Origin of the sequence: Virgibacillus sp. NKC19-3, from assembly GCF_019837165.1 — a bacterium.
Taxonomy (GTDB): Bacteria; Bacillota; Bacilli; order Bacillales; family Amphibacillaceae; genus Virgibacillus_L; species Virgibacillus_L saliphilus.
In genome coordinates, this window is the sequence record NZ_JAGYHC010000001.1 from 1,458,838 (window position 1) to 1,479,710 (window position 20,873).

Genomic DNA, 20,873 nt, shown 5'->3' on the forward strand with positions numbered 1-20,873 from the left:
AGTGACTGGAAATGACGACATTTCATCGACAAAAAATATTGGATATGGAAGGTATCAGATTCCCATCAAAAACCTATCGGGAACTTGTTCTTGAGCCAGCTTATAACAATGCAAAAATGAACTCCATTCAGCCCATGCTTCAAATACATTATGCACACTTAATCATGCTTTATGAAGAAGGGATTGTGAATAAGGAAGATGCAATTCAAATTGTTCAATCATTGAAAAAGATTGATGTCGAAGAGGTTAAAAAAAGAAGATATGATTCGTCTTATGAAGATTTGTTCTTTGAAATTGAGCATTTTCTCATTGAAGAAGGAGGTGAAATTGCAGGAAACCTTCATATTGCCCGGAGCCGAAATGATATGGGAATTGCCATTTACAGGATGAATCTTCGTAAAAGGCTGCTGAATCTGATCGAAGCATCTCTCCACCTACGTAAAAGTCTAAATGAATTGACGGAAGAACATCTTGATACAGTGATGATCGGATATACGCATACACAGCAGGCACAACCCACGACACTGGGGCACTATTTTAATGCTATGACGGATATGCTGACAAGAGATATCAACCGTCTAATGGCAGCTTATAATACGGTGAATCAGAGCAGCATGGGAGCGGCGGCTTTGACGACTTCTGGGTTTCCCATTAACCGGCAATCGGTTCAGGAGATGCTCGGATTTGAAGAAAGAATCGATAACGCTTGGGATGCTGTTGCTGGCGCGGATTATATAGGCGAGACGGCAACGTCTATTCAATTGGCTGCCATAAATTTGGGCAGATCAATGCAAGACTTGCTTTTGTGGGGAACGCAGGAATACGGAGCCTTCAAGTTGTTTTCGCCGTACGTTCAGATCAGTTCAATCATGCCCCAGAAACAAAATCCGGTTTCGATTGAACATATGCGCTCACTATTATCAGGAGTTGTGGGTGACACGCAGACAGTATTGACAATGATGCACAACACACCGTTTGGTGATATTGTCGACACTGAGGATGATATGCAGCCATATATGTGGAAAGGCATGGAGAAACTTGAAAGTATTTATTATTTACTATCGGGCGTATTAATGACAATGGAAGTAAATAAAGAAAAATTATACAAACGAGCAAAGGAAAGCTTTGCGAATGTCACAGAACTTGCTGACACTCTAGTTCGGACTAACAATATCTCTTTCCGAAAGGCACATGAAATTGTCAGCTCTTCAGTAAAAGATTTGACTTCGAAAGGAAAAGAGTCTTTAGAAGAATTTCATTTGTCCCATTTAAATGATCATGCCGAAAAAATAACAGGAAATAAATTAAATTTAACGGAAAAGGATTTAAAAGACGCGCTTGATCCAAAACATTTTATCAATATTCGCTCACTTGAAGGTGGACCGAGCCCGGAAAGAATGAAAAATACAATTGAGGACAGGGCTCAACAGCAAAGTCATTTAAATAGTTGGTTACAGAAAAAAAGAGATGTATTAGAGTCTGCAAATAAAAAGATTAATGAGAGAATAAAAAGAATGGTGAACCATGATAAATAAAGTAAGATATCATCATTTATCAGAAGGAAGGAAATATAACTGCTTTTCGAAAGACGAATCTGGCAGAAGTGAGACTGAGTTTTCATCTGGTGCATCTATTATGAATGGTCTAATAAACCAGAAGGAAAAATCATATCCTAATCCAACTATGCAGAGAACGGGTCGAGATAAATTTCCGCTCTTGGCTATAGATGGTGGTGGGACAAAAACTATTGCTGTCATTACGGATTCCCGTGGAAAAGTATTAAGTTCCGGAACATCCGGTAGTTCAAACTACCAGGTTTCTGGGAAAACAGAGACTATTAAAGCACTGAAACACGTAATAAAAAAAGCAATTAATCTTCTAAATGGGACTGCTTTCCCTCATGATACAGAAATCACTTTTAATGTAGGTGTATTTGCTTTAGCTGGAATAGATACTAGAAAAGATGAAGTAAATGTGCAAGAAATTGTAAAACAGGTAATTGGAGAAATCGGCATTCACATTGATAGAGTAATTGTAGAGAATGACGCATTGTCCGTATTGCTTGGGAAGACGAACCGTACACCAGGTGCCATTCTCATTTCCGGAACGGGCTCGATTGCCTTTGCTCATGATGGAAAGGGTCATTATGTCCGTTCCGGTGGATGGGGCATAGGATTGGCGATGAAGGTGGAGGATACTGGATTGGAAAAGAGGCTATAAGAACTATCATGAAAATGCTTGATGGTAGGGAACCTGAAACAATTTTATCCCATCTAGTGTTAAATCACTTTCAGTTCGAAGACTATGAACAATTATATGATTGGGTATATGGACCTAATTATTCTATTCACGAAGTGGGTAAAGTATCAACCATTGTTGGAGAAGCGAACCATCTAGGTGATCCAGCCAGTAAATGCATTTTAAATCGTGCAGTTACAGAACTTTATTGTCTGGTATCTACGGCTGTGAAAAGAGCTGATATTTCAGATGAACCATTTAAGTTATTAATGCTTGGTGGAGTCTTACAAAATAGTGAATATATTAATAGTGAATTAATTCGCCAAATTAAAGATAACATGGCAAATGTAGATATAATTACTGATTACGATATACCCATTGATTTAATTATTCAAAGAGGGTTGAATGGATAAATGTTTTAATTGGTTTTCTTATAAGCAAAATCATTACATTAATTAGTGAAAAAGTAATACTGAATTTGAACTCGATATTAGTCAGTTTAATTAACTGAAAGATTCCCTTGAGAGGGATGAATCCGGTGGCTATTAATCTTGGAACAGAAAGAAATAAACATTAGATACAAGGTTCTATTGTTGATCAACAAATGAAGAGAAAACATACTCTATGTTTAATCCCCCTTGTTGCAATTTGAAATTAATACAAGGGGGATTAATTATTTTACTGCCATTTTTCAATCAAATGGTTCGCCTCTCTATCCAAATCACTGTACGCTTTCTCGGAAACAGATTCGTTCTCAAGCATTTGATTGATTAGTTGTTTAAAGCTGGACATATGTTTAACAACTTTCATACCTTGCTCTTTATTCTCATAGTGGCCTACAGATGTTAAGTGAGTTGTTAATAAATGAACATCATCTTCATTGTTAAATTCACCATCATCCGCTAAACGTTCGACGGTTGCTTTTATTTTAGATGCACTAATTTCTTCAATATTTTCATCGGCACCATAACTTAAGAGATTGGTGAAGATGCGATAGCCACCAGGTACTTGATTATCGATTTGACGATAGAACACTAAACTGGAATAAAGATAGGTTCCTTCTCCATAATTTGTCATCAATATACCACCATCAAAAGGATCTTCTCCTGGGTCCGCCATGCTTACAAACGTTTCATATCGATCATCCCAGTTCATAGGGAAGTACAGTCCTCTTTCTTGTACCCAGCCATCCCAGTCGTTGTCTGATATTTTGTTTGGAAAGTTAAATAGTTTATGATCTGGCTGTGTCATGGTGACTGGTGCATTTTCATCTGTAACCCTCCATTCAATAGACGGGCTACCTAATTCTAATGAGTAGGGTGGAGTTTCATTTGCATTCCAATTATCCCCCGGTTTATGGTATTGGACAACTACATGACCACCATTTTCAGCATACTCAAGTAAACGCTGATTGTTTTCTATTAAATCTGGCCGTGATAAGTTTGCTCTAATACCTGTTACAATCGTATCGTATTGACTCAAGTCACCTGATTGTAAATCTGCTTCACTTAATTTCGTTACATCAATTCCAACATCTAGTAGATAATCGGCTACCTCATCGAAACCACTTTCAATATAACCGACCTTAAGATTATCCGGTTTTAATAACTCAAATGCTACTGTATTTACAGTAGATGGATATTGATAATAGGAGTCGTTTATATGATCGTATTCTATTTCTTGAACAGTAGTATCATAAGTTTCTCCATCCGATTCAGCAATCACATCAAAAGAAAAGTCTCCTTCTTCTATATCAGATGGGGACTTACATTGAAAGTTACTTCTTGCTCCTCTAGACGTTCAGTTAATGTTACTTGCTCCTGTTCAGTTTCCGTTGTCCAACCTTCAGGCAAGTTTAATGATACCTCTACATCTTTTTCTCCGTTAAAATAATTTTTTACATTAGCAGAAATAGGAATCTCTTCTTGTAGATCTGCTGTATTTATCGTTAATTTATCTGGATTAGCCTCTACACTAAGATCAGGTAAGACTGCAATCGTATCATCGAGTTCAAACGTTTTTGTAGTATTTGTTCCGCTTTCTTCAAACGAAACTTGAGCTTGTAAAACTGAATCGTCATAAGGTTCATAGTATGCCTCATCTTCAGGAACTGTGACGTTGAAAACAAATGTTTCAGATTGATCCGGATCTAGATCATTAAGATTTTGGCTTTCTTCGTGTTCCCAGTCTTCAGGTGTAATCAAAGATGCCTCGATGTGATTTCTTTTTTCATTTCCATTATTAGTGATTTCCATGGTTACTTGTGTTTCCTCACCCTGCGTTAAAATCCCAGAATCGGCTGTCGTTTCAACATGAAGATTGGATGAGATAAAGCTCACTTCTTGTAATTGTTCACTTTTTAGTTCGAGTTTATGGATCAAATCGTTTTTAACATCCTTATTCATGTCCGTATTTCTAGTCATTTCCAATGCCTCTTGAACATCTTTTAAAGCGTCTTGGCTAGGAGGCAAAATGTCATCTCTATTTGGATAAAGATCAATAATAGTATCCAGCTTCTGCTGCAGTGCTTCTAATTGGTTACTTAACTCGCTTGTAGGAACTAGTTGCGCCCATTCATTCAAGTTATAGGGGATATTTGAAAATAAATCATCATTTTCGTTGTCTACTGATGATTGAATCAGTTCCAAGTGAGTTTGCCTAGGCTCCGCTGGTATGTCGTTTCCCATTCCCTGACTTTTATGCAAATACCTGGATTCCTCTCCAAGTTGAGGATAAGTCATTCCATAAATAGGGTCATAATCACCTATTTCAATGGAGGTTGTAGCAGTTTCTTCAGATTCAGCAGGCAAATATAATTTCTTTATTTGCCAAACGTCCAATCCTTCTTCAAGGTGCTCAGGATAAACAGATGGATCTGCTGCATCCTCAAATGCTCGTTCACTCAAGATTGTTAGTGTTCTATGATGACCGTGTTGACTTTCCACATTGCGGAAAGATGGCATAACAATATCTGGTTTATAGGTGCGAATGAAGCGAATGAAGCGTTCGTAAGTCAATTCTTCTCCCCATTCTTCCAATGTTTCCTCTGGTGACTTGGAAAAGCCAAAATCGTAAATGGGATCAGAAGTGGTTTCGCTCAAATGATATGCTGTTACCCCATTGATTTTTGCTGCTTCAATCATCTCATTTGATCGTATAATACCCAGTCCGTTTCCTAATTCATTTCCAATCTCATTCTGTCCACCTTCTCCACGATTTGCTATAAGACTAGAAGTTTGCACCCCCAATCCACGTGATAGATATGCAAGGAAATCACTCCGTTCATCATCTGGATGTGCTCCAGTATTTAGAAAACTCACAGTTGTACTAAGCGGTTTAACTGCATTCCATAAATCTACATCTGAATCATTTTCATTTGCTACTGAACTCTGCAATGGCAGAAGAGACAGAATCAACACCAGTGAAAAAAATAAAGAGAAAATCTTTTTCATACATTGAAACCCCTTTCATTATTTTTGAACAAAGTAATATTTAATCATTTACACCTCCTTTTCTTGATTAGCTTAGTTAGTAAAGGTTACTTACTAACCATTCAAAAATTACTTTATAATAGAATAATATCATTTTTTAGTGAAAATAGTAAATATTAAAAAATAACTATTTTAAAAATTTAATAGTGATAAAGTGATGGTCTAATAGAACTACCCTAAAAGCAGGAACAGAATCATTTATTGATGGTGCGGAATCTTTGTTGTCTTCATCCCACTAGAAAGCTAGACTGTGAGGCAAAATTAACTCCTTTATTTCTGAATGTTGTATATCGGTAAAATAGATTATTTATAAAGTTCTATATAAAGTTAAAATTAAAATGTTTATGCTGAATTTTTTGAAAAGAACTATTGACAAAATATTTTTCCACATTAAAGTGGAAGAAAGTCCCGAATGTCGACATTACAATGGTCGTAGGTTAAGTTAATAAAGGTAATTGGAAAAAGGAAAATTTAAGGGCGAATAAAAGTGAACATACCAAAAGCGACTACTTTCGATTATTATGGAACTATCATTGATTGGAATGGGTAAATTTAAAAAAATTTAACATCCTGGAAGGGTATGGTGCAAACAATGCAGATGTTGTTGCACCTCACAAGCACTAGGAAAATATCCAATTTGAATACTTTCAAAATCAGTACCGTCCTTATAAAGAAGTTCTTAAAAACACAATGGCGATGGCATTTCGGGACTATGGCTATCCTTTTAGTCCAGAAGATTGTTTGCCTTTTCTGAATCCATGGGAAAATGGGGAACCTATTCCTGATTCCATAGAAACTTTGTTAGAATTAAAGAAAATGACGAAAATAGCGCTAATTTATCCGCAATTCTAGTGATCTAATATCATTATTCTAATTTACAAAATAATAGAATAATGAAGCAATAATCATAAAATATAAAACAACATCCATATTGTGGAAGCGCTTAAATTAAAGTATATTTAACATGTGGTTTAGTAAAGGGCTCTGCAGGGTTATATTGATATCTATTACAAGTTGTGGGAGAGGAGTGAACATAATAAGAAGTAAATTGATTGCGGGGCATTTTGCTGTTTAATTAAAGGAGGTAAAAATTAGTGTCAAATAATATGACAAAAAAAGCCTTTGCCCTATTAGTTGCTTTCATGTTGCTGCTATCACCAGTGATAAGTGGTTTTTTATCTTCAGTACATGCAGAAGCAGATGCAGGCACTGGGAATTTGAATACTGTGAACGATACTGAAATGGATTCCAATGAGCATAATTCCGAAGAAGGAGTAGAAGTAAACAACTATGAAAATGTAAGGGAACAATCGATTAAAGAAGATAGTGTAGTAGAAGAAGGAGACTTTGACGTCATCGAAGGCGATGGGGAGTTAAAATATAATGATGATGGTTCTGTTACTTTTGGTACTACATCGTCAGGGAAGAATAAAATTGTCTACAATGAGGCAGACGAAATGGAAAACGGAATTTTTGAAGCGGATATAAAATCAGATCAAGATTTGAATAGATTTGGTTTTATTTATCGGGTTCAGGATGCTTCCGAATATAAGTATGTCGGAACAGGCGATCAAAACAATCAGTATTTTAGCGAAATATTTGGTGATGCAAATGAATGGACCTCCATGACGAATGGTGTTCCATTGGAGGCGGATAATACGTATCGTTTGCGTGTCAGATTTATCGATGATGTGGCAACGTTGTATATCGATGGTGAAAGAATCGGATCCTGGTCACAAGATGGGGTTGAAGATGCAGGCTTATTCGGATTCGAGAAAAGCCGTGGTGCATCGAATATCACTATATCCAATGTAAGCATGGAAGAATATGTTGCACTGGAACCGCCTGAAACAGATCCGGAAGAACAAGTTCTAAGTTCTGATTATATGGATGTAACGATAGACGAAACATTCCCCCGTGTCATCGATTATAACGTAGATGATAAGTTGATGACCGGCCAAGAAACACCTGTATATGGATTAAAAATCAATGACATGTTTTATTATCCGGAAATTAGTTTCGAAAAGGTAAGTGATAATGAAGCAGCATACACGATGACTGTTGAGGACAGCTTCGATGACCTTGATGTTCAATTTACTTTATCATTAAAAGTAGAGGATAATCATGTAATTTACAGCTTTGAAGATATTTCGAATCACGGTGAAGCGACAATTGAAAAAATTGAGTTTGCAGATATGAATCTAATTTCGGTAGATTCAAGTCAAGCGGAAGCACATGCAAAATTAACGAATATTAGCAGTGATGTTACCGTGCCTGGTGACACGGATGTTGAGGTTAATGATTCCATGGATGAAATAGGGACATCTTCTGGTCATTATACGGCATTTTTAACGACAGGTGAATTAAGTGCAGGAGTATGGTCCAGTTCTGAAGTGGATGGATACAATAACCTGCTTGCGAATCGTTATGAAGCAGAAAATGGTGATAAGGCAATGGGTATTAGCTCTAATTCGCTTTTTTACCATAGGGACTTTATGCCGGAACCATCATCAAATAAACCTACCATCAAGATTGCCATTGCAGAAGATTTAAATGATGATGATAAAGTAGACTGGCAAGATGGCGCTATTGCGTACCGAGATATTATGCAAGATATTCAAGGCTGGAAAGATGTAAATAATAATGTTGGTACACGTATTGCCATGAATTTTGGATCGCAGGCACAGCAGCCATTTCTAAAGACTTTGGATAATGTGAAGAAAACTGCTCTTGCAACTGACGGCTTGCGACAGCCTGTTTTATTAAAAGGATATGGAAATGAAGGACATGACAGTGCTCACCCTGATTACGGTGATGTTGGTGAACGCATGGGTGGAAAAGAAGATTTAAATACACTGATTGAAGAAGGACATTCGTATAATGCTGAAATCGGTGTTCATATTAACGCACAAGAGACTTACCCAGAAGCAAAGGCATTTAGTGAAGATCTAATTGAAGGTCCAAATTCTCAAGGCTGGGGTTGGATAGATCAGGCTTATGTGATTGACAAATTATATGATTTATACTCTGGAAAGCGTGCGGAACGACTTGCTGAACTAGAAGAAGCTGCACCTGATCTTGATTTTGTGTATTTAGATGTATGGCATCAGGATCAGTGGGAATCCAATAGAATTACGGAACAATTAAATGGTATGGATTTAAGGTTGACAACAGAGTTTGGTACCGCCATGCCAAATAGCGCGACGTGGCAACACTGGGCTACCGATAAAAATTACGGTGGAGCGGAAAACAAGGGAATGAATTCAGAAGTGCTGCGTTTTATTGGTAATCATCAGAAAGATTCATGGGTATTGAATTGGCCAGAAGCCGGCGGAACAGCTGACCATCCATTACTTGGCGGATTTGAATTGGCCGGTTTTGAAGGATGGCAATCTGATAAAAACTTTGACAACTTTATTCATATGACGTTTGATACGAATGTACCGACTAAGTTTTTACAGAAATATTATATTACAAATTGGGAAACAACAGATGGAGATCCAACAGAAACGAACCTAGAACAGGAAATTAAACTTGAGGATCCAAGTAATGGGGATGTTGTCGCTGTTACAAGAAAAGATGATTCTAGAGAGCGCGTCATTACTTTAAACGACAATGTTGTTCTTGATGAACAAAAATATCTAATCCCTTGGGTGGAACAAGATTTTGAAACTCCTACACCTGATTCCGAGAAACTATATCACTGGAACCTGGAAGGTGGGGAATCAACGTGGACGCTGCCTGATGAGTATGAAGGTATTTCAAGTGTAAACGTGTACAAGCTGACAGACCAAGGCAGAACAGATAAGCAAGAAGTGGAAGTGGTTGATAATCAAGTCACCCTAACCGCTGAAGCAGCAACACCATATATTATTGTTGCCGGTGATGATGACAGTGTTCGAGTTGACGAATGGAGCACCGACGCCCATATCCATGATTCGGGGTTTAATTCGGCTACGATCGATGATGATTATACAACAGTAGATGGGGACTCAGAATCTGTGGACGTTATAAGAACAGATCAAACAGACAGTGCTAGTCAATTGAGCAGTGGTGATTATTACTTGAATTTTGATAGCCCGGAAAAGGATTCAACAATTTCACGAACGTTAACCGATTTAGAACCAAACGAAGATTATGTTGCAGAGGTCTATGTAGAAAACAATAGTGATGAAAAGGCAACAATTGAAGTTCTCGGCGGGGTAGAAGATGCAACTAATTTCACGTTGCGCAGTTTACAGAAAAACTATGTTAAAGCAGATTCGCATGCCGCAAATAATGGATATGACAGCAAAATGCAGCGAATGCAAGTTAGCTTTACCGCAGCGGATGATACAGCGACTATTAAGCTCGGTCGCGAAGCTGGGGAAGGACAAACGAAATTTGATGATATCCGGATTATTCAAAAGACATTGACAAATGATGAATCCGAAGATGCATTTACACAAGACTTCGAATCTGTCGTACAGGGTATTTATCCGTTTGTCATTGGTAATACAGAGGGTGTAGAAGATAATCGCATCCATCTGTCCGAGCATAATGATCCATATACACAAAAAGGCTGGGCAGACAACCTAGTGGATGATGTTATCGACGGAGATTGGTCCCTTAAAATTAATACCGGAAATAGTGGTCTGACCTACCGCACCATTCCACAACATTTCCATTTTGAACCTGGAGCAACATATAAAGTCAATTTTGATTATCAAACAACAGCCGATTCTTATCGTTTTATTGCCGGAGATGAAGCCATTGATGTTAGTGATATCGATGAGGCTGAGGGACTTAGCATGAACGAACAGCTTGCTTCAGCAAAAGATACTGAAACAGCAGAATTCACCGTGACAGGATCTGAAAATGGCCAAACGTATATAGGTATTTTCAATGATGGAACGACTGTCGATATGCATACAAAAGAAGGTGCGTTCATGCTGGATAATCTCCGAATTGAAAAAATAGAAGACGCACAGCCACCAGTGTCAACTATATCTGATTTGAAAAACTTCGTTGAACAATTCGAGGAATCTGGAGATTTTTCAAGCGATGAAGCTGTACGTGCTTTGAAACTTCATATAACAGCATTGGAACAATATGAAGAGACAGGTCAAAATGAGAAAGTTGTTAAACATTTGCATGGGTTTAAAGATTTACTTGATCATTATAGTGCAGAAGAACAAATTTCTGAAGAAGCCTATGAAACTCTCATTGACGGGACAGATACGTTGATTCATGAACTAGAGTAAAACGTACTATAAAGAAGAAAAGTAAATTAAAAAAGCCTATGAAATGCTTATCGATGGCACAGGTATGTTGACGGAGCTGGATGATTTAGTTATATTTCAAAATCCAAAGACACTCTTAAATGCCGAAAGCAAGAAGATGTCAGTAAAATGGTGAAGCATATGAACGGGTTCAAAGAAATTCTCGATTACCAAAAAGAAAATGAACTTATTTCCGCTGCAGCGTATGGCGCACTATATGATGTGACAGAGACCCTTATTGAGAAGTGGGAATAGACTAGCGGGACAGGAACCAGGTTTTGGACCACGGGTATCTGTCCCTTTGGTCTATTCAATTTTTTTACGTGTAAATTAATAGAGAGACATTATATGAAAAACATATGGGATATTTTTAGACAGATGTTCCTGAGACAAGTAATCAATACATGCCAGATTGGTTCTGTTGGACTTTTAAAGGTAAAATTATGGAAATATAAGGATGGGTAGAGCGATTAAGTGCTTGATATACAAAGACTTTTTGTTATGATTAAGCTACTGTACCAAATTTACATAAACGGATGTATTATCATGGGAAGGGAGATAACAATGCAACCAAAAACAGCCATTATCATAGGAGCCGGAGACCGTGGTGCAAGAGGATATGGGCCTTATGCTTTAGATCATCCGAATGAGTTAAAAATAGTTGCAGTCGCTGAACCTAATAACTACAGGAGAAATAAAGTGTGTGAATCGCATTTTATCTCACAAGAAAACGCCTATATATCGTGGGATAGTTTATTAGATGAGAAAAAAATAGCTGATATAGCAATTATTTGTACGATGGATCAAGAACATTTTGAGCCAACTATGAAGGCATTAGAATTAGGATATCATGTACTACTGGAGAAGCCAATGTCTTCGGATCCGTTAGAGTGTATAGAAATGGAACGGACTGCTAAACAATATGATCGGCAGCTTAGGATTTGTCACGTACTCCGGTACACTGAATTTTGGTCAAAAATAAAGGAAATCGTTGATAAAGGAACCATTGGAGATGTTGCTTCTGTACAATTGAATGAAAATGTAGAGATCATGCATATGTCACATAGTTTTGTCAGAGGTAATTGGAAAAATAAAGAGACGTCTAGCCCAATGATCTTGCAAAAATCATGTCACGATATGGACATAATCAGTTACATTGTGGATAAAAAATGTGAGCGTGTCAGTTCCTATGGCTCCCTTATGCACTTTAAAGAAGAAAATGCTCCTAAGGGTGCACCTGAGAGGTGTTTAGATGGATGTCCAGCTGAGTTGAAATGTCCTTTTCACGCAGGTCGTTATTACTTAGGTGAAGGGAGGTCATGGGCTAGAAAATTTACGGAAGATGATTCTAACGAAGGAATTATTAAAGCATTACATCAAACGGATTATGGGAAATGTGTTTATCAATCTAATAATAACGTGGTTGATCATCAAGTTGTTAATATGGAATTTGAAAATGGCGCTACAGCAACTTTTAGTATGTCAGGTTTTACTCGGGAACAAACAAGAATCGTTCAAATCATGGGGACGAAAGGTGAAATAAGAGGAAATATGGCGGAAAACAGTATTTCCATTTTTGATTTTCTTACAAGGCATGAAACTGTTATAAACTTTGCTAACCCTGTTGGTGGTCATGGCGGAGGTGACATGGAGATTGTTCGCTCTTTCCTGCTGGATATTGATAATGAGCAGTATGAAAGCAAATCATCTGCTTCATCCTCCTTAAGTAGTCATCTAATGGCGTTTGCAGCAGAGGAATCGCGACTTACCAGAGGTCAGTCTATTAATCTTGATGAGTATCGTCGGAGTTATATGAAGGAATCTATTAAGTAGAGCTAACACTAGTAGTTTCTGATCTAAATTACAAGGAAGAAACTTGGAGATTGTGTCCACAATGTATGATATAGCAAAAAAGTAAATGTTTCGTCTGCAACGGCTTCTAAAGTCTTTAACTAAGACAAAACTTTATCCGTTGCAGATATGGCAAAAGAAAAAATAGTTGGGATGTTGCTATAATTCGATTAGCAAAAATTTACACAATAATGACGCTTCACTGTACATTCTTACGTACTTTTTTCCGATAGTTGGAAGGAGGCATCTTTGTTTCACGTTTGAAAGCCTGCGAAAAAAAAGAATGAGATGAAAAACCATTGATACCAGCTATTTCCGCAACGGAGTAATCTGTACTTTCAAGAAGCGTCTTGGATTCCTTAATCCGTATATCATTCAAATACTCGATAGGTGATACCCCCATTTCTTTTTTGAATGTATGTGCTAAGTAGTATTTATTAATATGCCCTACTTTTGCAAGTACATCCAGTGTTATGTCACTCCGATAATTTTGGTTGATGTAGTGTTTTACAAACGCAGTGGTTTTGTTTAGATTTTTTGTTTTCGTTTGCTCTATCGTAAAATTTCTTTCGCGCTGTAATTTAACAATGAGGATTTCAATGACATTTTGACAGACAACTTCATATTCAAGATAACTGTGTTGTACTTCATCCAATAATTTATTCAGGTAGAACAGGATATCATTGCGATCTCCCCGGTAGGTGTACACTCCAATAGGTGTTTCATTTTCTTCTTGAAGCCAAAAGGACAACCCTTCAATTCCTAGTGCAATATATTTCATAGAGTCTTGATCATTGGAGCGTTCCGTATGTTCGACGTGCGGGTTGATGATGACAAGATCGTTTTCTTTGACTGGGATATCATGATTCGGTAGGACAAAAGCCCCCTTGCCTTTAACAATATAAAATAATTCTGTGAAATGATGCGTGTGAGAGGTACTATGCCAACCTTTATCATACTCAGAATGTGTTACATAAAGAAGTTTGAAAGGCACTTTCTTCGTTGATTTGCTGTTCATTTTATACAATTCGAATGACATGATATTCACCTCTTTTGTCGGATTTTTACCATAATTATATTGGTATAAGATAAAAAAAGCAATATCTGATTAATACATAAATCTCCTTGTAGTCTATCAATTCAGGGTTTTAGAAGACTATTAGCTTAAAAGACAATTCAGACGCAGGAATTTTACACGCATAATAGCAATATACCTAAAAAAGTAAACAATATCTTTATTGTGGAAGCGCTTCAAAAATAGATATAATCTAATTGTATTTCATAAACCTAAGGGGGGAATCACGATGAAATTGAGGTATCTATTATTTGCCGGACTCATAATACTGTTGACAGCTGGTTTGGTTGCTTGTGGAGGTGCTGAGGAGAGTGGTAGTACAGCACAAGATGATTCAAGTGCAGACGAAACATCCGGCGACGAAGAAGTTACCTTGCATTTAGCTGCATTGGAATCAGCTTATGACGACGAAATGTGGGAAAATATTATTGAGAATTATGAGGCGGCTAATGAGAATGTCGCCATAGAATTAACCAGTGAAAAGAATCTTGAAGAAGTAATTAGACCACAAATGCAAGCTGGAGACTATCCAGATGTTTTTTTGCTGGCGACTGATCGTGAAGAAGCGTTGACGGAAACGCTAATTAAGGAAGATGGACTTGAGAACATAAGCGATGTTCTAGATATGACTGTACCAGGTGAAGATGTTGCTGTTAAAGATAAGATGTTGGAAGGATTCAGCGATACACTTGCTACCAACCCATATGGCGATGGGGAAATGTATATGGCCCCCATGTTCTACAGTCCATCCGGGATGTTCTATAATGCCGGTCTGTTAGAAGAAAAAGGTTGGGAAGTACCTACAACATGGGATGAAATGTGGGAACTTGGTGATGAATCTGTTGAGGAAGAATTGTCCTTGTTCACTTACCCGATTGCTGAGTATTTCGATACGTTTTTAGGGTCCATGTTTTATGCTTCCGGTGGTCCTGATTTCTTCAATTCTGTGATGACGTACGAAGAGGGGATTTGGGAGACAGCAGAAGCAGAACGGGTTCTGCAAACGGTGGAACAACTCGCCGACTATACACACCCAAATACAGTGGCAAATGCAAACCCAAATGATTTTACTAGAAATCAACAACTAATCTTAGATAATGAAGCATTGTTTATGCCAAATGGCACATGGGTTGTTGAAGAGATGGCCGATGCTCCAAGAGCTGATGATTTTGAATGGGGTATGACGTCTGTGCCTGCATTTGAAGATGGGCAAGGTGATCGCTATGCCTTTACATTCTTTGAACAGATGTGGATCCCTGAACAAGCTGAAAACAAAGAAGCAGCTAAAGAATTCATCGCGTATATGTATTCGGATGAAGCAGCTGACATCTTCCTGGAAGCTGGTGCAGTGCAGCCGATCGAAGGTATGACGGATAAACTGGAAGGACAAAAACAAGAGTTTTACAGCATCTATGAAGAAGACGTGCTTCCTGCAATGGGAACTTTCGCATCTACCGAGCCGGTACCTGGGGCTAATATGGGTGATGCACTATATGGAAGTGTCGATAGCGTAGTCAATGGTAACATGTCTGTTCAGGAATGGCAGGCAGATATACAAGAAGTTTCTGACAAGTTAAGACCTCAAATGAAATAGGGGATGTCAGATCGGTCTTAAAATAATTGACTAGAAGTTTTATTGATTCATGGAACTATCGATTACAACTTGTTAGTTATATAAACACATGAAAGTTGATTGTTGATATAAAACAGAACAGCATCTTGGTTTCTTGCATTTGTCACTAGGTAAGAAACCAAGGTTTTCTCTGAAGAGAGGTGAGCTACTTGAGTAAAAAAATGGCAAGATCTATATTTATAGCGGTATGTATATCTCCTGCGCTTCTATTATTTATCCTCTTTATGGTTGTACCAACATTTGAGGTTTTTCGAATGTCCCTGTATCGATGGGGAGGACTGTCCAGCACACAACAATTTGTGGGCTTGGACAACTTTCAAATCTTGTGGAATGATATGCAGTTTATCCAGTCATTTCAGAATACGATCTTACTGATTGTTTTGGTAGCTATCGTCACCATGTTTTTTTCACTTGTATTCGCAGCTATATTAACAAGGGAAAAATTGATTGGTGGGAATTTTTTTAGAGTCATATTTTATATTCCAAATATTTTATCTATCGTTGTTATAGCAGGTATATTTTCAGCTATTTATAATCCGGAAAATGGATTATTAAATAGTATTTTTGGAATTTTTAACTTAGAAAACTGGCAGCAGCTCTGGTTGGGCAATCAGGATATCGTTATCTATAGTGTTGCCGGGGCGCTAGTCTGGCAGGCTATTGGCTATTATATGGTTATGTATATGTCCAGTATGGCTGGTATTCCAGCTAGTTATTATGAGGCGGCGGCTTTGGAAGGTGCGGGTAAGATTAAACAATTTACTGCCATTACACTTCCATTGATATGGAATAATATTCGAACAACAATGGCATTTTATATTATTAGTACCATCAACCTTAGCTTTTTGCTGGTAATGGCGATGACAGGCGGAGGACCAAATGGATCAACAGAAGTTTTTCTCTCCTATATGTATGATCAGGCATATAGCAATTCAACTTACGGCTATGGGATGGCCATAGGAGTTGTTGTTTTCACCTTCTCGTTTTTACTTGCTGCTATTGTCAGCCAAATTACCAAACGTGATGTGCTGGAGTATTAAGAAGGGAGTTGCAGCTTATGAAAAAAACAAAACGAATTCGTACAGAAACGCTATTTAAATTGTTTATATATGTGGCGCTTATCGTGCTGGCTATTTCCATTATCGTTCCTGTTGCTTGGGTTTTTTTGGCTTCCATTAAGGAAAATGCAGAATTCTATGGGAATCCGTGGGCGTTTCCTGCTGATATGCACATAAAAAATTTTGTCGAAGCATTTATTGAAGCAAATATGGGGCAGTATCTATTAAATTCAGTAATAGTTACTTCATTAGCATTGTTTTTCTTACTTATCATTGCACTGCCGGCAGCTTATGTCCTTTCTAGGTTTAAATTTTTCGGTAGTGGTTTGCTCAATACGTTCGTAAAAGCCGGTTTATTCATAAATGTTAGTTACATAGCTGTACCAATCTTTTTATTATTACTTGGCTGGGATAATGAATTAAGGGCTTTGATTGGGGAGGATTTCTTTTTAAATAATCGAGTTATGCTCGGCTTGATTTATGCATCAACCGCATTGCCGTTTACTATCTTTCTATTATCGAGTTATTTTGAAACATTGCCATCTGATTTTGAAGAAGCGGCAAATATTGACGGTGCCGGTTATTTCAGAACAATGTTTTCTGTTATGCTGCCGATGGCAATGCCAAGTATTGTGATCGTAATATTGTTTAATTTTTTATTATTTTGGAATGAATATATTTTGGCGCTCACCATCATGCCCGGAGAAAATAAAACCTTACCAGTCGGGTTGTTGAATCTTCTTGCTGCTGAGCGCGCGGCTGTGAATTACGGTCCAATGTATGCAGGAATGGTGATTGTTATGTTACCGACATTAATCTTATACATTATTGTTCAAAAACGTTTAACTGAAGGAATGACAGTAGGTGGAGTGAAAGGATAGGTGACGGAGATGAATAAATCAAAGGGAAGGGTAACCCTTCCAATCGAAGAAAATTTCCTGGAGGAGACGAAAGAATTAATGGATCGCTGGGGTGCTGATGCACTTCGAGATAGTGATGGAACAAAGATGGACGAGGAAATGAAAAAACTTCATTCCAAAATTTATACGACATATTTTGTAGCACGTGGACATAACGAATTTGCAGAGCAGCATCCCGAAGAAATGCAACAGCTATATCTCATGTCTTTATATAATACTGCAACAGAGTCAAGCTTAAAAATCAATTTTCTCCAAGGCTATTTTAAGGAGCAGATAGACGCTGATTATGTTCATGATCCAAAAAAATGGTGGGAAGTTATTGACAGAACGACTGGGAATGTGATCGATCCAGCTAGTTGGGAGGTCATTCAGCAGGATAACCAGTTGCTTATTCGTGATGCAGAACCTTGGCATGAATATACAGTATCCTTTTTGGCATATATGAAATGGGACCCGACGCAAATGTATAATCACATTACAAATAATTGGGGTGATAAACCGCATGAAATTCCATTTGATGCACGTCAACCCTACTCTCAGCAGTTTATACGGGATTATTTACAAAAATGGCTGAAAGAGAACCCCGACACGGATGTGGTTCGATTTACCACGTTTTTTTATCATTTTACGCTGATCTTCAACCATCTCGGGAAAGAAAAATTTGTAGACTGGTTTGGATACGGTGCAAGTGTGTCAGTTGCCGCCTTGGAAGCTTTTGAAAAAGAAAGGGGATATAGGCTTCGTCCAGAACATATTGTTGATCAAGGTTATTACAACACGTCATTTCGAGTTCCTTCCAAACCATATTTGGATTATATTGATTTTATCCAGCAGTTTGTAGCTCGACAAGTAAAGGAACTGGTGGACATTGTTCATCAAAGTGACAAGGAAGCGATGATGTTTTTGGGAGACAATTGGATCGGTACGGAACCCTATGGTAAATACTTCAGAGAAACAGGGATAGATGCGGTTGTGGGAAGTGTTGGCGACGGAACGACATTGAGACTGATATCAGATATTCCGCATGTTGACTATACAGAAGGTCGCTTTTTACCATACTTTTTTCCGGACACCTTCTATGAAGGAAATAACCCGGTCATTGAAGCGAATGAAAACTGGCTGACCGCTAGAAGAGCGCTCATGCGCAAGCCGGTGGATAGAATCGGCTATGGTGGGTATCCCAGCTTACCCTATAGGTTTCCGGATTTTATTGATTATGTGGAAAAGGTTACAAATGAATTCCGTGATATTTATAGCAAGATCAAAGACGCTAAGCCCTATACCGGTATCAAAGTTGCGATCTTAAATGCTTGGGGGAAACTCCGAACATGGCAGACGCATATTGTGGCTCATGGGAAGTTCTATAAACAGACATATTCCTATTATGGCGTGGTTGAGGCCTTGAGTGGAGGAGCTGCAGAAGTTTCATTTATTAGTTTTGATGATGTAATAGAAAATGGGATTCCAAATGATGTGGATGTCATCATCAATGCAGGCGATGCAGGTACTGCCTTTTCAGGTGGTGAAAAATGGAAAGATGTCAGATTGGTTACTGCCATAAGGGAATGGGTATACAATGGCGGGGGTTTTATCGGTATCGGCGAGCCATCTGCTGTTCATCATGAAGGTCGTTATTTTCAGTTGGCAAACATCCTCGGTGTGGATAAGGAATTAGGTTTTGGTTTATCGACCAACAAGTACTTTACTGAAAAGACTGATTCCCATTTTATGGCAGAAGATCTGGATGTGTATTATTTCGGTGAAGGAAGCGGAAATATCTACGCACTTAGTGAAGATACGGACATTATCGAATATAGTGATGGAAGTGTCCGGTTGTCGAGTACACCATTTGGCAAGGGAAGAGGTGTTTATATGGCAGGTTTGCCGTACAACCACGAAAACACTCGTTTATTAATGCGAGCTATGTTTCATGCGGCAAGCAGGGAACATGATTTCAAAAAATGGCATGCTTCCAATATGCACTGCGAAGTCCATGCATATCCATCTATAGGGAAATACGCTGTTGTGAATAATTCCAGTAGTCAACAACAAACGGATGTTTATGATGGAAACGGTTCAATACATAACTTGACACTTGAACCAAGTAATATTATATGGGGGGAGATGTGAAATGAACGATAGTCTGTCCCGTGTATTGAAAGTTGTCTTTTTTCTTTTTTGTATGTTTTTGATTGTGTTTGGTCAACAAACAGTCGGTAAAGTATATTTGCTTCTTCAATTGATCGGTCTTGCGGGGCTGTTATTTTTGCTATGGAATTACAATCGAAAATTTATATAGGAACTTGTAAAATGCTATTTAAGCATTAGGATAAAGGTACGTGAATAACGTAGATGCAGAGAAGGGGAGATGGATAATGAAGTATGCCATTGGTTTGGATATTGGCGGAACAAAGGTTGCAAGTGGTATTATCAATCAAAATGGAGATATCATTCAACGGGAAATTGCAAAAAGTGATCCATCCACGAGAGAGAATATGTTTTCTAGCGTGGTTACATGTCTGGAACAGCTTTTGGGTCACTCCAGCATCCCAATATCTGACATCTATGGTATTGGAGCAGGAGTTCCGGGAAAAGTTGATCGAAAAAATGGTATTGCTGTCTTTCAAAATAACCTGCCATGGCGCAACTTTTCTTTTGTGGACAGAATACGCAAAGCATTTGAAATCGACCGCGTTCTTATCGATAATGATGTGCATATGGCTGCATTTGCTGAATGGAAAGAAGCACATCTTCACCCGGATCAATTATTCGTTTATATAACGATTAGTACAGGGATTTCGAGTGCGATTATCCAAGGTGGAGATTTCATTCGCGGAGCGGGCTTTGCTGGAGAGGTAGGCTTCATCCCAGTCTATCAACATAACGAAGATTCACTGGAAAGGCTTGAGGATACGGCTTCCGGCCCAGCTCTTCAAAAACATGCAAACAAACAGTATAGAAGGTCGGACATGACTGCTAAGCAATTATTTGACAACTTTTATACTGGTGATCCAAAAGCGCAATTGCTAATTGATAACATAGCTGGTGCACTGGCTCAAGGTGTGTATACATTCAATTGCCTGCTGGATCCACATAAAATGGTCTTTGGCGGCAGTGTGATGTTCAATAATCCTGATCTGCTTATGCGTGTGAAGTCTAAATTAGATTATTGGCTTATGGAGGAGCAAAAGCACATATTGAACAACATGGAATTGAGTCACATGGGAAATGAGCAGGGGATCATTGGTGCCGGTCGCAGTGTTATGGAAATTGAAGGCAAAGTACAGGGCAGTGCGTGAAGCTACAATAAGAAGATGAATTCAGGAATCTCGGTTCTAAATTATAA

13 protein-coding genes and 1 pseudogene are annotated in these 20,873 nt (G+C 38.2%); 11 read left to right on the forward strand and 3 right to left on the reverse strand.

Annotated elements, in window-relative coordinates:
- Positions 1-11: 11 nt before the first annotated feature.
- Positions 12-1,535: an argininosuccinate lyase gene (argH, locus tag KFZ56_RS07185; RefSeq protein WP_222641190.1), complete on the forward strand. Its 1,524-nt coding sequence runs from the start codon at positions 12-14 to the stop codon at positions 1,533-1,535.
- Positions 1,536-1,683: 148 nt separating this feature from the next.
- A pseudogene (locus tag KFZ56_RS19535) lies at positions 1,684-2,651 on the forward strand (N-acetylglucosamine kinase).
- A gap of 265 nt (positions 2,652-2,916) precedes the next feature.
- Here the strand turns inward: KFZ56_RS19535 and KFZ56_RS19845 are convergent.
- Complete coding sequence (locus KFZ56_RS19845; RefSeq protein ID WP_309228264.1) at positions 2,917-3,963, reverse strand: FIMAH domain-containing protein; 1,047 nt, start codon at positions 3,961-3,963, stop codon at positions 2,917-2,919.
- Between the two features lie 23 nt (positions 3,964-3,986).
- Entirely contained in the window at positions 3,987-5,690 is a 1,704-nt protein-coding gene (locus KFZ56_RS07200; protein WP_309228265.1) for an NEW3 domain-containing protein, read from the reverse strand.
- A gap of 1,133 nt (positions 5,691-6,823) precedes the next feature.
- Here KFZ56_RS07200 and KFZ56_RS07205 point away from each other — a divergent pair.
- From KFZ56_RS07205 to KFZ56_RS07210, 3 genes are all read left to right on the forward strand, one after another.
- Positions 6,824-10,972, forward strand: a complete 4,149-nt coding sequence (locus tag KFZ56_RS07205; RefSeq protein WP_309228266.1) for an endo-alpha-N-acetylgalactosaminidase family protein — start codon at positions 6,824-6,826, stop codon at positions 10,970-10,972.
- Positions 10,973-11,065: 93 nt separating this feature from the next.
- Entirely contained in the window at positions 11,066-11,245 is a 180-nt protein-coding gene (locus KFZ56_RS19540; protein ID WP_375540694.1) for an FIMAH domain-containing protein, read from the forward strand.
- A 309-nt stretch (positions 11,246-11,554) separates the two neighbouring features.
- A complete protein-coding gene (locus tag KFZ56_RS07210; RefSeq protein WP_222641193.1) occupies positions 11,555-12,823 on the forward strand; it encodes a Gfo/Idh/MocA family protein in 1,269 nt (422 codons plus the stop codon).
- 217 nt (positions 12,824-13,040) lie between these two features.
- On the opposite strand, the gene KFZ56_RS07215 is transcribed toward KFZ56_RS07210, so the two are convergent.
- Entirely contained in the window at positions 13,041-13,880 is an 840-nt protein-coding gene (locus KFZ56_RS07215; RefSeq protein ID WP_222641194.1) for an AraC family transcriptional regulator, read from the reverse strand.
- Between the two features lie 265 nt (positions 13,881-14,145).
- Between KFZ56_RS07215 and KFZ56_RS07220 the strand changes: the two genes are divergently transcribed.
- The 6 genes from KFZ56_RS07220 to KFZ56_RS07245 all read left to right on the forward strand — a co-directional run bounded on the left by KFZ56_RS07220 (position 14,146) and on the right by KFZ56_RS07245 (position 20,826).
- Positions 14,146-15,510 carry a carbohydrate ABC transporter substrate-binding protein gene (locus KFZ56_RS07220; RefSeq protein WP_222641195.1) on the forward strand — a complete coding sequence of 455 codons (1,365 nt, stop codon included), beginning with the start codon at positions 14,146-14,148 and terminating at the stop codon, positions 15,508-15,510.
- 179 nt (positions 15,511-15,689) lie between these two features.
- Positions 15,690-16,589 (forward strand): carbohydrate ABC transporter permease, encoded by a 900-nt coding sequence (locus KFZ56_RS07225; RefSeq protein WP_446053748.1) that lies wholly within the window; start codon positions 15,690-15,692, stop codon positions 16,587-16,589.
- 17 nt (positions 16,590-16,606) lie between these two features.
- The gene (locus KFZ56_RS07230) at positions 16,607-17,488 is read left to right on the forward strand and encodes a carbohydrate ABC transporter permease (protein ID WP_222641198.1); all 882 of its coding nucleotides are present in this window, start codon (positions 16,607-16,609) and stop codon (positions 17,486-17,488) included.
- Between the two features lie 9 nt (positions 17,489-17,497).
- Positions 17,498-19,657: a 1,3-beta-galactosyl-N-acetylhexosamine phosphorylase gene (gene gnpA / locus KFZ56_RS07235; RefSeq protein ID WP_222641200.1), complete on the forward strand. Its 2,160-nt coding sequence runs from the start codon at positions 17,498-17,500 to the stop codon at positions 19,655-19,657.
- Between the two features lies 1 nt (position 19,658).
- Complete coding sequence (locus KFZ56_RS07240) at positions 19,659-19,826, forward strand: DUF6903 family protein (protein WP_222641202.1); 168 nt, start codon at positions 19,659-19,661, stop codon at positions 19,824-19,826.
- A gap of 40 nt (positions 19,827-19,866) precedes the next feature.
- The gene (locus KFZ56_RS07245; protein WP_309228267.1) at positions 19,867-20,826 is read left to right on the forward strand and encodes an ROK family protein; all 960 of its coding nucleotides are present in this window, start codon (positions 19,867-19,869) and stop codon (positions 20,824-20,826) included.
- Positions 20,827-20,873: the final 47 nt, after the last annotated feature.

What these genes read in the sequence shown, in the direction of transcription:
- KFZ56_RS07200 (WP_309228265.1), bottom strand. Translation starts at nt 5,690, where the DNA reads ATGAAAAAGATTTTCTCTTTATTTTTTTCACTGGTGTTGATTCTGTCT.
- gnpA (WP_222641200.1), top strand. Translation starts at nt 17,498, where the DNA reads ATGAATAAATCAAAGGGAAGGGTAACCCTTCCAATCGAAGAAAATTTC.
- argH (WP_222641190.1), top strand. Translation starts at nt 12, where the DNA reads ATGACGACATTTCATCGACAAAAAATATTGGATATGGAAGGTATCAGA.
- KFZ56_RS07210 (WP_222641193.1), top strand. Translation starts at nt 11,555, where the DNA reads ATGCAACCAAAAACAGCCATTATCATAGGAGCCGGAGACCGTGGTGCA.
- KFZ56_RS07240 (WP_222641202.1), top strand. Translation starts at nt 19,659, where the DNA reads ATGAACGATAGTCTGTCCCGTGTATTGAAAGTTGTCTTTTTTCTTTTT.
- KFZ56_RS07230 (WP_222641198.1), top strand. Translation starts at nt 16,607, where the DNA reads ATGAAAAAAACAAAACGAATTCGTACAGAAACGCTATTTAAATTGTTT.
- KFZ56_RS07215 (WP_222641194.1), bottom strand. Translation starts at nt 13,880, where the DNA reads ATGTCATTCGAATTGTATAAAATGAACAGCAAATCAACGAAGAAAGTG.
- KFZ56_RS07220 (WP_222641195.1), top strand. Translation starts at nt 14,146, where the DNA reads ATGAAATTGAGGTATCTATTATTTGCCGGACTCATAATACTGTTGACA.